The sequence below is a fragment of the uncultured Roseobacter sp. genome, assembly GCF_947491795.1.
Taxonomy (GTDB): domain Bacteria; phylum Pseudomonadota; class Alphaproteobacteria; order Rhodobacterales; family Rhodobacteraceae; genus Roseobacter.
In genome coordinates, this window is record NZ_CANLKW010000001.1 from 1,349,482 (window position 1) to 1,361,642 (window position 12,161).

The 12,161-nt window shown below is 60.4% G+C and carries 15 protein-coding genes and 1 other RNA gene; 6 read left to right on the top strand and 10 right to left on the bottom strand.

Annotated features, from left to right (window positions below; genetic code table 11):
• The first annotated feature begins 80 nt into the window (after window positions 1-80).
• From Q1A34_RS06540 to Q1A34_RS06555, 4 genes are all read left to right on the top strand, one after another.
• The gene (locus tag Q1A34_RS06540) at window positions 81-287 is read left to right on the top strand and encodes a DUF1127 domain-containing protein (protein WP_300032209.1); all 207 of its coding nucleotides are present in this window, start codon (window positions 81-83) and stop codon (window positions 285-287) included.
• Between the two features lie 169 nt (window positions 288-456).
• On the top strand, window positions 457-1,194 hold the full coding sequence (locus tag Q1A34_RS06545; RefSeq protein ID WP_300032210.1) for a Bax inhibitor-1/YccA family protein: 738 nt from the start codon (window positions 457-459) through the stop codon (window positions 1,192-1,194).
• A gap of 174 nt (window positions 1,195-1,368) precedes the next feature.
• A complete protein-coding gene (locus tag Q1A34_RS06550; protein ID WP_300032211.1) occupies window positions 1,369-2,211 on the top strand; it encodes a hypothetical protein in 843 nt (280 codons plus the stop codon).
• On the top strand, window positions 2,208-2,957 hold the full coding sequence (locus Q1A34_RS06555; protein ID WP_300032213.1) for a hypothetical protein: 750 nt from the start codon (window positions 2,208-2,210) through the stop codon (window positions 2,955-2,957). Before Q1A34_RS06550 ends, Q1A34_RS06555 begins: the two co-directional genes overlap by 4 nt.
• Before the next feature lie 62 nt (window positions 2,958-3,019).
• On the opposite strand, the gene rpmG is transcribed toward Q1A34_RS06555, so the two are convergent.
• The 9 genes from rpmG to Q1A34_RS06600 form a co-directional block, all read right to left on the bottom strand.
• Window positions 3,020-3,187 (bottom strand): 50S ribosomal protein L33, encoded by a 168-nt coding sequence (rpmG, locus tag Q1A34_RS06560; RefSeq protein WP_011454349.1) that lies wholly within the window; start codon window positions 3,185-3,187, stop codon window positions 3,020-3,022.
• A 183-nt stretch (window positions 3,188-3,370) separates the two neighbouring features.
• Window positions 3,371-4,552, bottom strand: a complete 1,182-nt coding sequence (locus Q1A34_RS06565) for an ammonium transporter (RefSeq protein ID WP_300032215.1) — start codon at window positions 4,550-4,552, stop codon at window positions 3,371-3,373.
• 182 nt (window positions 4,553-4,734) lie between these two features.
• Window positions 4,735-5,442, bottom strand: coding sequence for an SDR family oxidoreductase (locus tag Q1A34_RS06570; RefSeq protein WP_300032217.1), 708 nt, complete (start codon window positions 5,440-5,442; stop codon window positions 4,735-4,737).
• A gap of 19 nt (window positions 5,443-5,461) precedes the next feature.
• Window positions 5,462-5,869: RNase P RNA component class A (rnpB, locus tag Q1A34_RS06575), an RNA gene on the bottom strand.
• A gap of 100 nt (window positions 5,870-5,969) precedes the next feature.
• On the bottom strand, window positions 5,970-6,611 hold the full coding sequence (locus Q1A34_RS06580; protein WP_300032219.1) for an N-acetylmuramoyl-L-alanine amidase: 642 nt from the start codon (window positions 6,609-6,611) through the stop codon (window positions 5,970-5,972).
• Window positions 6,612-6,616: 5 nt separating this feature from the next.
• Window positions 6,617-7,381 carry a hypothetical protein gene (locus Q1A34_RS06585; protein ID WP_300032221.1) on the bottom strand — a complete coding sequence of 255 codons (765 nt, stop codon included), beginning with the start codon at window positions 7,379-7,381 and terminating at the stop codon, window positions 6,617-6,619.
• Window positions 7,382-7,415: 34 nt separating this feature from the next.
• The gene (gene gatA / locus Q1A34_RS06590) at window positions 7,416-8,903 is read right to left on the bottom strand and encodes an Asp-tRNA(Asn)/Glu-tRNA(Gln) amidotransferase subunit GatA (RefSeq protein WP_300032223.1); all 1,488 of its coding nucleotides are present in this window, start codon (window positions 8,901-8,903) and stop codon (window positions 7,416-7,418) included.
• Entirely contained in the window at window positions 8,903-9,190 is a 288-nt protein-coding gene (gatC, locus tag Q1A34_RS06595) for an Asp-tRNA(Asn)/Glu-tRNA(Gln) amidotransferase subunit GatC (protein WP_300032225.1), read from the bottom strand. Before gatC ends, gatA begins: the two co-directional genes overlap by 1 nt.
• 29 nt (window positions 9,191-9,219) lie before the next feature.
• The gene (locus tag Q1A34_RS06600) at window positions 9,220-9,876 is read right to left on the bottom strand and encodes a ceramidase domain-containing protein (protein WP_300032226.1); all 657 of its coding nucleotides are present in this window, start codon (window positions 9,874-9,876) and stop codon (window positions 9,220-9,222) included.
• A 96-nt stretch (window positions 9,877-9,972) separates the two neighbouring features.
• Here Q1A34_RS06600 and Q1A34_RS06605 point away from each other — a divergent pair, with 96 nt between their 5' ends.
• A complete protein-coding gene (locus Q1A34_RS06605; protein ID WP_300032228.1) occupies window positions 9,973-10,662 on the top strand; it encodes a metal-dependent hydrolase in 690 nt (229 codons plus the stop codon).
• An 18-nt stretch (window positions 10,663-10,680) separates the two neighbouring features.
• On the opposite strand, the gene Q1A34_RS06610 is transcribed toward Q1A34_RS06605, so the two are convergent.
• Entirely contained in the window at window positions 10,681-11,130 is a 450-nt protein-coding gene (locus Q1A34_RS06610; protein ID WP_300032230.1) for a nucleoside deaminase, read from the bottom strand.
• A gap of 62 nt (window positions 11,131-11,192) precedes the next feature.
• Between Q1A34_RS06610 and Q1A34_RS06615 the strand changes: the two genes are divergently transcribed.
• Entirely contained in the window at window positions 11,193-12,062 is an 870-nt protein-coding gene (locus tag Q1A34_RS06615) for a pseudouridine synthase (RefSeq protein WP_300032232.1), read from the top strand.
• Window positions 12,063-12,161 lie beyond the last annotated feature (99 nt).

Consider the following 12,161-nt stretch of genomic DNA (forward strand, 5'->3'; position numbering starts at 1 on the left):
ATGAAGCACATTCGCCGATATAGATCAAGAACCATGATGGATACACCTGAATTCATCACGCAACCGAAAGGAGCCAACTCATGTCGATGATCGAAACCCGTACGACGCACGTTACCTGGAAGTCCCTTTGGCCAACTCTCAGAACCCGTCTCGGCCTGTGGCGGTCCCGCAGGGCCCTCGCCCGGCTTGACGCAAGAGCGCTCGCAGACATCGGCGTCTCACCCGAAGAAGCGCGCAGAGAAGCATCTCTGACCGTCTGGGATGTCCCGCAAAGCTGGAAAAAATAGCACAAAAACCGGCCCTGAGCGGGCCGGTTTACATCTTATTTACCATTTCGCACCAATCCGCGCCATTCCTGAGCGAAAAGCCTTGAAATAGACACGTTCGACACCGATATTCGGGGGGAGAGCGCGCAGAGGGTCTGACGCGCCAGATGTTTTAACTGGAGGTCTATAAATGGCTGACGTGAATACAATCCGGTCCGCAGCCGGATCCCGCGCCGCCCAGATTGATGAGGGACTGCGCGCCCATATGAACAAAGTCTACGCGACAATGTCCGTAGGCATGCTGATCACATTCGCAGTGGCCTGGGCCGTTGGCACAGCGCCTGCCCTGATGGCGGTGTTCCGTGACCCGATCACGCTGCAACCCAACATCCTCGGCTGGATCGTGATGTTTGCACCGCTTGGCATGGTTTTCATGTTCGGCGCAATGATCAACAAGTTCTCCGCCGCGGCGGCACAGTTGTTCTTTTACGCCTTTGCAGGCGTCATGGGCCTGTCCATCTCGTGGATCTTTGTTGCCTTCACCGGCATGTCGATCGCGCAGATCTTCCTGATCACGTCCATCGCTTTCGCGGGTCTGTCCCTGTGGGGCTATACCACGAAAAAGGACATTTCCGGCTGGGGCAGCTTCCTGATCATGGGTGTTATCGGCCTTGTGGTCGCGTCCATCGTCAACATTTTCCTCGGCTCACCAGCGATTATGTTTGCGATCTCTGCCCTGGGCGTCCTGATCTTTGCGGGTCTGACAGCTTATGACACGCAGAACATCAAGAACACATACCTGGCACACGCGCACCACGGCGACCAGGAATGGCTGCAGAAGTCAGGCATTATGGGCGCACTGAGCCTGTATCTGAACTTTATCAACATGTTCATGATGCTACTGCAACTGTTCGGCAATCGCGAATAAATCAGCTGACATTCAGTACAACAGGCCGGTATCCGACAGGATGCCGGCCTTTTTATTTGGCATTTTGGCTGACTGGCACATTACGCCCCTTCACACGTCACACTGGACGCAATCGCCACCGCCCCATATGCTACCGGAAGTAGAATACTGAAAAGCATTTCTGTGACCGGCTCCATGAGCGTAAAAACACCGGATAGTTCAAGGCATGTGTCCCGCACCCCGGCGCAACATCAGGGTGGCAGGGCCGCACCGCTGTCCTATGACGCGGGCAGCCTCGCAGAACTGCAGCTCCAGGCAGAAACCAGCCCAGCCGTTCAACGCCTTTCGACACTGCAGCGGGCAGCGGCGGGGACGGCGAGACCGCCCGCGAAACCCGGTATTTCAGACGACAGCCTGCTCACCGGGCGGACCGTGCAGCGCAAACCACCTGATGACCCGGATGTGTTCCGGTATACAGATGGCGACGGGCATGTGTGGAGCCGGGACCTTGAGACCGACGAATGGTGTCATCCCGCAGACAGTGGCAAGATTTTCTGGGACGATACTTTTTACAAAGCCTTTATGGACATCAAATCCAAAGCCGGAGCAAGATTCACACTCAGCTTTGTTGAATATACCGAAGTGCAACTGGCCAAAGCTGAGAAAGAAGAGCTGGCCAAAATCCCCGTCGATCTGAGCAACAGCGCCGAGGTCGGCGCGCTTTATGGGTCTTCGACCGTGATTGATCCGGTGGAGCGTGTGGCTGCCATCAAAAAACTGTTTACAGACGCTGGATATGAATGCTCTGCAACAGACATATCGACCACCAGTTCTAGTTCGACACCCCCGCACCTCTTCGATGTCATTGGTCATCCAGCCATTTTCAAATTTGAAGTGCACCCGGGCGGCGGCATTCATACCGCCTCCTACATCCGCATTTCGACCAACAAAGGCATGATCAAAGTCATCAACTCGAACAGCAACCCGGCCTATGATAAGCTCAATGAAAAGGCAAAATATGTGACGGTGAGTATATGAGTTCCGACACTCCAGGGCGCATGACGCTGCGGGTAAACCGTGTCAAAGACGGCGTCGAAGCTCGTCAGCTGCTGGCTGCCGGAGCAGATGTCATTGGCTTTCAGAGCAACGATCTCGCGCTGTTTGAGCTGGAGGCTGATCCGGCGTGGACGGACGGTCGCTATGTGTATGCCGCCGATATTCCCGACCTGATGTCCTCTGTCCCGCATGCTCAGAGCATCGTCGATCTGCCACCCGACCAGATCAGCCCGGAAACACTGCAGACCATTGTGGACAACGGTGGGACGGTCGTTCAGCTGTCGGGGCATAACCTGCCCCCACCGGATGTGGTGGCCATGCTGAAAGAAGCAGGGCTGCGCGTGGTTTACAGTGGCCGCTATCTCTCCCCCGGTGACGGACCGGCCCTGAACAGGCTCTCCGGCGACGCCCTGCCCCTGCTGGACGCGCTGGAGCTGCAGGTTTTCCCGTCAGAACAGGACGCCTTTGCACGCCTGCAGACGGCGGCGGACACCGGTGCGGGAGAGGTCATTACGCCGGATGACCTGCTGCAACTGGCCGGGCGGGTGCCGCTTGTCCTGGGCATCAATCTGAACGCTCAGAACGCAGGAGATGTTGCCCGTATGTTTGCCGGGTCGGCGCTGCAGGGGCTGAGCATCACGCTGAGCCCGGATACGCACGGTGCGTTCCACACTCTGGATACTGATACCGCCACCAGCCTGCTGCCCATCCTGTCAGAGAAATTGTAATTCGGCACAAAAAAACGCGCCCCGGAGGGCGCGGTTTTTAATCGGTTACGACCGGTAAGACCTTATTTGATCTTGCCTTCTTTGTATTCAACGTGCTTGCGCGCGACAGGGTCGTATTTACGCACGACCATTTTTTCGGTCATTGTGCGTGCGTTTTTCTTTGTGACATAGAAATGGCCTGTCCCCGCCGAGGAGTTCAGACGAATCTTGATCGTGGTTGGCTTGGCCATGTTAAGTCTCCTGCTGCTGCCCGGCTCCGGTGAGGGGCTGCGTGAAATCCTGAAGCCCGGCTTTTACCCGGATGCGGGCCCGAGTCAACCGCAAAAGCCGGCTCATCCGGTGATTTGCCTGTGATTTAGATGCACGGCCGGAGCATCCCCTGCCCCGGCCGCACGATCCTGATTTAAAGCGCGTTACGATGACATATCGTAAGCGCGTTCTCCATGCGCCGAAAGATCGAGGCCTGTGGTCTCGTCCTCCTCGGACACCCGCAGGGGCAGCACCGCACGCACCACCAGAATGATGATCACGGTGGTGACCAGCGTCCAGACACCGACCACAGCCAGACCGCCCATCTGCGCCGTCCAGGAGGCGTGCCCGAAGACCGCCAGCATGGTGATGCCGAACATACCCCCAACACCGTGCACGGCAAAGACGTCCAGTGTATCGTCAATGTTGAGGGCGTTTTTGACGACACCGCAAAGCTCCTGGCACATCACCCCGGCAACAGCACCGATGATCAGCGCCTCGACAGGCCCGACGGAGCCGGACGCAGGTGTGATGGAGGCAAGACCCGCAATCGTGCCCGTGACCATCCCGACAAGGGATGCTTTGCCATAGCGGATTTTTTCCCAGGCCGCCCATGTCAGAGAGGCCGTTGCAGCAGAGATATGCGTGACCGTCAGGGCCATCGCAGCTCCCCCGTCTGCGGCCAGCTGTGAGCCACCGTTAAAGCCGAACCAGCCCACCCAGAGCATGGCAGCTCCGACCATCACCATACCGGGATTGTGCGGCGGTACGTTTTTGTTGCGCCGTTGCCCCAGCATTGCCGCCAGGACGAGTGCCGCAATACCGGCTGTCTGGTGGACCACAATGCCACCGGCGAAATCGTTCACACCTTCTTCAAAAAGCGACCATTCCGCCCCTGCAAGCAGGCCACCGCCCCATATCCAGTGCGCCACCGGCGCATAGCAGATCAGCATCCACAGACCTGAAAACGCCAGCACAAAGGCATAGCCGATACGCTCCACATAGGCGCCGACGATCAGAGCAGGTGTGATAATGGCAAAGGTCATCTGAAAGGCGAAAAACAGCACTTCCGGAATTGTGCCGGAGAGCGTGTCCGCATCCACGCCGTTCAGAAACGCCTTGCCCAGGCCGCCCCAATATGCATTTCCATCCCCAAAGGCGATGGAATAGCCCACCGCCAGCCACAGTATGCTCATCAGGCAGGCCACCGAAAAACACTGCATAAACACGCTCAGGACGTTACGGGCCCGTACCAGGCCCCCGTAAAAGAGCGCGAGCCCCGGCAGCGTCATAAAGAGCACCAGTGCCGTGGCAGTGATGATCCATGCTGTATCTGCTCCGTTCATGGTCTTTGTTCCTTCCCCACTTTCCGTTCCGCACGGGGGATAAACAAAGCCCTGATGAATAAAACAGCAAAGAACCCTGAGGCCGCCTGTTTTTAGAGCGGTATGCAAAGAGGTGATTTTTTAGGCTTAAATAGCGCTGAATGACTATTTTTTGAGCGACATGTGAGCGACCGGATCAGGCTTCAGAGTTCCACCCGGACGTCATGCATCCACAGCTTGGGCGGGCGCGACAACATGAAAACCACAACATCGGCCAGATCTTCGGGCTCTGTAAAGATGTGGTTGGGCACCTCTTCTCCGGCTTTGGCGAACATGTCCGTGTTGGTGCCTGACTGATAAAGCCCCGCCACGCGCACCCCTGTTTCGGCCTCGTCTTCCTTGAGCACATCCGTAAAGCCGCGCATGCCGTATTTGGTTGCCGTATATACCGACTGTCCGGCCTGTGCGACGACACCGGATTTAGAGATCACATTGAGCACAGCCGCCTCGGCCTGCCTGCGCATGGCAGGCAAAAGCGCGCGGGTCAGCTGTATTGTGCCGGTCAGATTGGTCTGAATGGTGGCTGCCACCATCTCCTCTGAAATCGTATCGAGAGGCCCTGTTTTGTGCCAGATACCCGCGTTGTTGATCAGAATATCCGGTGGGCCCATCTGTCCGGTCAGATCAGTTACGAACGCGCTGATCGCTGCCGGGTCGGTCAGATCGCAGGTGAAACCTGCCGCCTGCGGTGCTCCTGCGGCAAGTGTTTGCGCTTTCGTTGCGGCCAGTCGTTCGGCATTGCGCCCCAGAATGGCCAGGCGACACCCCGCGGCCGCCAGCCTGAGGCAGATGTGCCGGCCAATGCCATCGCTGCCGCCTGTGACAAGGACCAGTTTGTTTTCGAGCTGCATCGTAACACTCCTGTAATCTGCGCGCGGACGGCCTATAAGCCGGATTCTGTTCCCCGGGGCGAACCCCGGTTCGATGACCATTCCTCTGACCGCCCGGTTGCCCGGACAGCTCCAGCTGCCAACCCGGATCTGCTGGGGCAAAAGCGGCCCCGCCCGGTTGCCCGGGCACGCGATCCCTATTTGGCATTGCTCCCGGTGGGGCTTGCCTTGCCACGCCTGTTGCCAGACATGCGGTGGGCTCTTACCCCACCGTTTCACCCTTACCCGGCGTTGGTTTCGGTTGCCCGACCTGACACCTGGCGGTCTGTTTTCTGTGGCGCTTTCCGTCGGGTTGCCCCGCCCGGGCGTTACCCGGCACCGCTGCTTTTTGGAGTCCGGACTTTCCTCGACACCGGCAGGCCGGCGCCGCGGCCATCCGACCCTCCGCGCAGCCGTGTGATGCGCGCAAACGGCACCGGCGTCAATAACCGAAGCGGAGGAGTGCCTCCGGCGGGAGTATTTCAGGAAGGGTGAAAAGCCGGGCAAGGCTATCCGAGCACAGACAAATCTTCGGGGGCAAGCGGGCCGGTAGCCCATGGCCGGAACCTCAGGCGCACTGCGCGGAGCAGCGTTTCGTCATCAACTGGTGCTGAAAAGCCGGCCTTTTTTGCACGTGCCCGGAACCTGTCTGCGGTGGGTGCCGCCGGGTGCGCGGTCACGGCAGCAGGTTGGGCCAGCCCCTGCATTGCGAGGCGTGCCCAGTCGAACCGGGGGCCCGGATCCTGTTTGCGCCCCGGTGCCATATCTGAATGACCGATCACATTCTGTGGTGGGATATCCCACCGGTGCATGATGGCGCGGATCAGACGCTCGAGTGCTGCCATCTGCGGCTCGGGGAAAGGGTGCGCACCGGTGTTGTCCAGTTCGATCCCGACGGAGCGCGAGTTGATATCGTCCTGTCCGTGCCATTCGCCCTGGCCTGCGTGCCAGGCGCGCTGCTCTTCGGGCACCATCTGCGTCACGCGGCCCTGGCGGTCGATCAGGTAGTGTGCAGAAACCTCAGCCACCGGATCGCAGAGCCGCTGCAACGCGGCCCCTGCGCTCTGCATGGCTGTGTAGTGAATAACGATGATTTCAGGCGTCAGCCCGTTTTTGCGCGGGCCGGAATTCGGCGAAGGGTGCTGGTGCACGCGTTTCAGCCCTGAGAGGCCCTGCGAAAGGGTGTGGGATCCCAGGCGCAGGCATATCCGTCGCCATCAGGGTCGAGGCCCAGCCGGTCCCGCGCGGGGCCGCCACGTTCGAGAAAATCAATCTGCGCCAGGTCGGGCGAGGCGTATTTGGCACAGTTGCGGCGGGCTTTGGCTTCGCCGTTCAATCCGGCACGCGCATAGACACGCTCACCCCGCGCATGGGATGTCTGAAGCGCGAAGGCCACGATATTGGGCTGGCTGTCGCCGGTGCGTTCAGGCAGCGCCTGGGGTGCCACGACCTCATATTGTGCACGGTTGCGCTCGATCCGCGCGGCGTCGCTCTCGATCGTCTGGCGGCCTGCCACGGCTTCGAAATCATTCTCGTCGGAGATCCCAGGATTGCTGACGGCCAGCGGTGCCGGGTTGGCCGGGCTTGCCTGCACGGGTGCCACGCCTGAATTCAGCGCCGCGCTGTCAGCTGCGGGTGCCCCGGTCTGTGCCAGAATGCGCCGGGTTTCTGCTGCGGTTGCCTCCGCCGAACCCGGCACCGGTGTAACACCGGTCACAGGCGGCGGCGCGCCGGTTCCGCCCAGCGGGGCCTGCACCGTGTCCGGGACACGGAACGCATCGCCCTGCAGGGCAGCATCCCGCGCCTGCTGTGCCTCGAATGATGTGCCAAAGCCCACGCCGCGGGCGCTGTCTGGTATCTGTGGTGCACAGGCTGCAACACCGGCTGCCATCAGAGGTACAAGAATAGTCCGGAAACGCATGGGCCTGCCTGTCGTTTTTTGCTCTGCGCTCAGATTACCACCATTTCGCAGGCTTTGCCACAAAGCCGGCAGACTGTTCCAGGCGCCATGCAGCCGACAAAAGATCTGCCTCTGCCCAGGGCTGGCCGATCAGCTGCAGACCCAGCGGCAGACCCTGGTGATCAAGACCTGTGGGAACCGCAATACCCGGCAGACCCGCGAGGTTTACCGTCACGGTAAAGACATCGTTGAGGTACATGGCCACCGGATCCGCATCCGTCATTTCGCCCAGACCAAAAGCGGAAGAGGGTGTTGCCGGGGTCAGAATCGCATCGATCCCTGCAGCAAAGGCCTGCTCGAAATCCTGCTTGATCAGCGTGCGGACTTTGCGCGCACGGTTATAGTATGCGTCGTAAAACCCGGCAGAAAGCACGTATGTGCCGATCATGACCCGGCGCTGGACCTCTGCTCCAAAGCCTTCAGCGCGGGTTTTTTCATACATCTCGGTTATGCCGTCGCCCTGATCCAGGGTCGCCCGGTGTCCGTAACGCACGCCATCATAGCGTGCCAGGTTCGATGATGCCTCGGCCGGTGCAATTACGTAATATGCGGGCAGCGCGTATTTTGTGTGCGGCAGCGAGATATCGACGATCTGAGCGCCCGCGTCTTTCATCATCGCGATGCCCTCCTGCCAGAGCGCCTCGATCTCTGCAGGCATACCGTCCATCCGGTACTCTTTCGGGATGCCGATCTTTTTACTGCGCACATCGCCTGTCAGCGCGGCCTCGAAATCGGGCACGGCAAGGTCAGCGGATGTGCTGTCTTTGGGGTCATGGCCGCACATGGCTTCGAGCATGATCGCCGCATCGCGCACGGATTTGGTCATGGGTCCGGCCTGATCGAGCGAAGAGGCAAAAGCCACAATGCCCCAGCGCGAGCAGCGCCCGTAGGTGGGCTTGATGCCGACTGTCCCGGTAAAGGCCGCAGGCTGGCGGATTGAGCCGCCCGTATCGGTACCGGTTGCCGCCAGACACAGGTCTGCCGCGACAGCCGCCGCAGAGCCGCCCGAAGAGCCGCCAGGTGTCAGGGGCGTATCCTCATTTCCACGGCGCCAGGGATTGACCGCATTGCCATAGACCGAGGTCTCGTTAGACGAGCCCATCGCAAACTCGTCCATGTTGAGCTTGCCCAGCATCACGGCCCCTGCATCTGCGAGGTTCTGGCTGACGGTGCTTTCATACTCGGGCAGGAAACCCTGCAGAATGCGCGATCCGGCCTGGCTTGCCACGCCTTTGGTGCAGAAGAGATCCTTGATGCCAATGGGCAGGCCACACATGGACGGTGCATCGCCTTTCGCAATCCGCGCATCCGCTGCGGCTGCACGTTCCATCGCCAGTTCGGGCGTGTTGTGCACAAAGGCATTGAGCACGGCAGCATCCTCGATGGCGCTCAGGCAGGCGCTGGTCAGCTCTTTTGATGTGGTTTCGCCGGCGCGCAGCGCGTCACGTGCCCCGGCCAGTCCCAGTTTGTTGAGCTCGGTCATTATTCCACCACCTTCGGCACCGCAAAGAAGCCTTCCCGCGCATCCGGGGCATTGGACAGCACACGCTCCTGCTGGGAGCCATCGCTTACCACATCCACGCGCCGTTTAAGCTGCTGCGGCGTGACGGATGTCATGGGTTCAACACCCTCTACATCCACCTCGCCCAGCTGTTCGATAAAACCCAGGATCGTATTGAACTCACCCGCCAGCGCCGGAAGCGCCTCAGGCTCCACCCGGATCCGGGCCAGTTTCGCGACACGCGCAGCGGTGCTCTCATCAATCGACATTACGTCTTCCTTTTTGGTCCTGCCGCCGTTTAGCGCGCGTGTCCCGCCTTGCCAAGCCTGTGCGCGTGGTAAACCGCGATCATCCAGCCCAGCATCAGCCCGTTGAGCAGGTGCCAGAGGAAATGCGTCCCGCGCGGCACAGCACTGCAGAGCGGCATGTCCAGGGTGCGACAGACCAGCGACACGATCAGGATGCCCGCACCGATGGCCATACCGCGCGCCAGTTCCGGCGCCCGTCTCCGGAGAAGGACAGCGTAAATCAGAATAAGCAAAGGCACAGGCGCGTATCCGGCGGATGATCCCAGCCCGGGCACCTGATCAAAGATCGGCACGGTCAGACCGGCATAGGGGATAAACAGAGCCGTCAGCCCCACCGCCCGCCATCCGCGCAGCCCCCAGCCGTGACGGTTGATGGCATAGAGGTACAACAAGATAAAAATGCCGATGGGCACCACATCTGCGAGCGCCGACCAGACCTGTGCATGCGTATGAAAGAGATAGCTTCCCACACCGATGCAGAACACAACCGCGCACATCATCCGCGCCAGACCATCCCCCGCTGTCCGCCGCCACATAATCACAGCTGCCAGGACAAACGCCAGATTGGTCACCGCGTTGAGCGGTTCGGCCCAGTAACCAGGGTCAAGACGCTCGCAATAGGCATCGATCTGTCGTGTCAGCTCCAAATTTAATCCTTTTGCGTACGAAATTATCCGCCAGGAGACTTTTCTGCGCGGATTTCCCGGTTACTGTGCCACCTAAAGCAACGGTGGAGAGGTTCAATGAATATCATCTGGATGGGACATGGAAGTTTTCGCATTGAAATCGGCGACCAGATTTTGCTGGTCGATCCATGGCTGACGGGCAACCCGATGCTGTCCGAAGACCAGCATGCGGCAGCGACTGCCGGGGCCACGCACATCCTGATCACACATGGCCATTTCGACCACACGGCAGACCTTGTTGCACTGTCAAAAGAGCTGTCCGCACCGGCCGTCGGCATCTACGACATGATGGGTCACTTTGAGGAGACCGAAGGCCTCAGCACCATCGGCTTTAACATGAGCGGAACCGTTATGCTGGGAGATGTTGCCGTCAGCATGGTGCCCGCGATGCACTCGACCTCTCTGCCGGGGGCCAGCGGCGCACCGGTGGGCCGTGAATGCGGCTTTATCATCCAGGGCGAGGGGCGCACGGTTTATCTGTCGGGCGACACCGGCATAATGGCGGATATGGCCTGGATCGCGGAATACTATCAGCCGGACATCGGCATTCTCAGTGCGGGCGGCCATTTTACTATGGATATGAAGGGGGCTGCCTGGGCAGCAAAGAAGTACTTTGATTTCAAGACCGTGATCCCGTGCCACTACCGCACATTTGATTTTCTTGAACAGTCCGCCGCTGATCTGAAAGACGGGCTGCCCGGTGTGGATGTGATTGAGCCTGAGGTTCTGCAACCGATCAGCCTCTGACAGGCTGCGGACAGTTTCTCAGCGACGGTACCGGAAAAACGCGCGCAGCATCACTTCCGCCTCTTCGGCGGCAATGCCGTCAAAGACTTCGGGCGCGTGGTGGCACTGCGGATGCGCAAACACCCGCGCCCCATGCGCGACGCCCCCTGATTTCGGATCATCCGCCCCATAGTAAAGCCGCCCGATCCGCGCTGCCGATATGGCCGCCGCACACATCGGACAGGGTTCCAGCGTCACATAAAGGTCATGACCGGTCAGCCGTTCGCTCCCCAGGGCGGCACAGGCCGCCCGGATCGCCAGCACCTCGGCGTGCGCCGTGGGGTCATTCAGCTCCCGCGTCCGGTTTCCGGCGGCCGCAACGACGCGGCCAGCGGGATCGACAACCACTGCACCCACCGGCACCTCATCGCGTTTTGCGGCGGCGCGGGCCTCTGAAAGGGCCTGTTCCATATGCGATGTGAAACTCATACCCGGTGATGCCCTCAAAGCCCTCCCTTTCGCAAGTCCTCCAAACAGGCTATGCCGCCGCCATGAGCACCGACACACCTCCTCCCGGCGACCGGATCGCCAAAGTTCTCAGCCGCGCAGGCATTGCCAGCCGTCGCGAGGCAGAGCGGATGATAGAAGCCGGCCGGGTCAGTGTGAACGGCGAAAAGATCACCTCGCCCGCCCTGAACGTCACCGCTGCCGACAAGATCACGGTGGACGGCAAAGAAGTGGGCGAGCCCGACCCGCCGCGCATCTGGCTTTATCACAAGCCCACCGGGCTGGTCAGCACGGACAATGACGAAAAAGGGCGTGAGACAATCTATGACCATCTGCCCGACGATATGCCCCGCGTGATGAGCATCGGACGGCTCGACCTGAACTCCGAGGGGCTCTTGCTGCTCACCAACGACGGGGGCGTAAAACGCCGTCTCGAACTGCCATCGACCGGCTGGCTGCGGCGCTACCGCGTGCGCGTCAACGGCCGCCCCACGGATGATACGCTCGAACCCCTGCGCCGGGGCATCACCGCTGACGGCGAGCATTTTCAGCCGATGACCGTAACGCTGGACCGCCAGCAGGGTGCCAATGCCTGGCTGACCGTCGGCCTGCGCGAAGGCCGCAACCGCGAAATCCGCCGCGCGCTGGCCGAGGTGGGCCTGTCTGTGAACCGCCTCATCCGGATCAGCTATGGCCCCTTTCAACTGGGCGAGCTGAAACAGGGGATGGTGGAGGAGCTGCGCCGCAAGGTCGTGCGCGACCAGCTCGGGCTGGAAGCGGAAGACGACAGCGGACGCGCCAGGCGGGCCTCTGCGGGCAAAAAAGGACCGGGACAGAAACGCAGCAGCAAGCCCGCTGTTTCGCGCAGCCCGTCGCGCAGAACACGTCCCGGGCAACCCGGTCGCAGATCCTGATCCGTGCGTACAACTGCGCGCGCTGGTGAAAAGACAGCGGCGTTTCCCCCTCGCATCCAACGCCCCGTGTCATCACATTGACGCAGGTGCCTGTCATAC

What these genes read in the sequence shown, in the direction of transcription:
- Q1A34_RS06540 (WP_300032209.1), top strand. Translation starts at nt 81, where the DNA reads ATGTCGATGATCGAAACCCGTACGACGCACGTTACCTGGAAGTCCCTT.
- Q1A34_RS06545 (WP_300032210.1), top strand. Translation starts at nt 457, where the DNA reads ATGGCTGACGTGAATACAATCCGGTCCGCAGCCGGATCCCGCGCCGCC.
- Q1A34_RS06550 (WP_300032211.1), top strand. Translation starts at nt 1,369, where the DNA reads ATGAGCGTAAAAACACCGGATAGTTCAAGGCATGTGTCCCGCACCCCG.
- Q1A34_RS06555 (WP_300032213.1), top strand. Translation starts at nt 2,208, where the DNA reads ATGAGTTCCGACACTCCAGGGCGCATGACGCTGCGGGTAAACCGTGTC.
- rpmG (WP_011454349.1), bottom strand. Translation starts at nt 3,187, where the DNA reads ATGGCCAAGCCAACCACGATCAAGATTCGTCTGAACTCCTCGGCGGGG.
- Q1A34_RS06565 (WP_300032215.1), bottom strand. Translation starts at nt 4,552, where the DNA reads ATGAACGGAGCAGATACAGCATGGATCATCACTGCCACGGCACTGGTG.
- Q1A34_RS06570 (WP_300032217.1), bottom strand. Translation starts at nt 5,442, where the DNA reads ATGCAGCTCGAAAACAAACTGGTCCTTGTCACAGGCGGCAGCGATGGC.
- Q1A34_RS06585 (WP_300032221.1), bottom strand. Translation starts at nt 7,381, where the DNA reads ATGCGTTTCCGGACTATTCTTGTACCTCTGATGGCAGCCGGTGTTGCA.
- gatA (WP_300032223.1), bottom strand. Translation starts at nt 8,903, where the DNA reads ATGACCGAGCTCAACAAACTGGGACTGGCCGGGGCACGTGACGCGCTG.
- gatC (WP_300032225.1), bottom strand. Translation starts at nt 9,190, where the DNA reads ATGTCGATTGATGAGAGCACCGCTGCGCGTGTCGCGAAACTGGCCCGG.
- Q1A34_RS06605 (WP_300032228.1), top strand. Translation starts at nt 9,973, where the DNA reads ATGAATATCATCTGGATGGGACATGGAAGTTTTCGCATTGAAATCGGC.
- Q1A34_RS06610 (WP_300032230.1), bottom strand. Translation starts at nt 11,130, where the DNA reads ATGAGTTTCACATCGCATATGGAACAGGCCCTTTCAGAGGCCCGCGCC.
- Q1A34_RS06615 (WP_300032232.1), top strand. Translation starts at nt 11,193, where the DNA reads ATGAGCACCGACACACCTCCTCCCGGCGACCGGATCGCCAAAGTTCTC.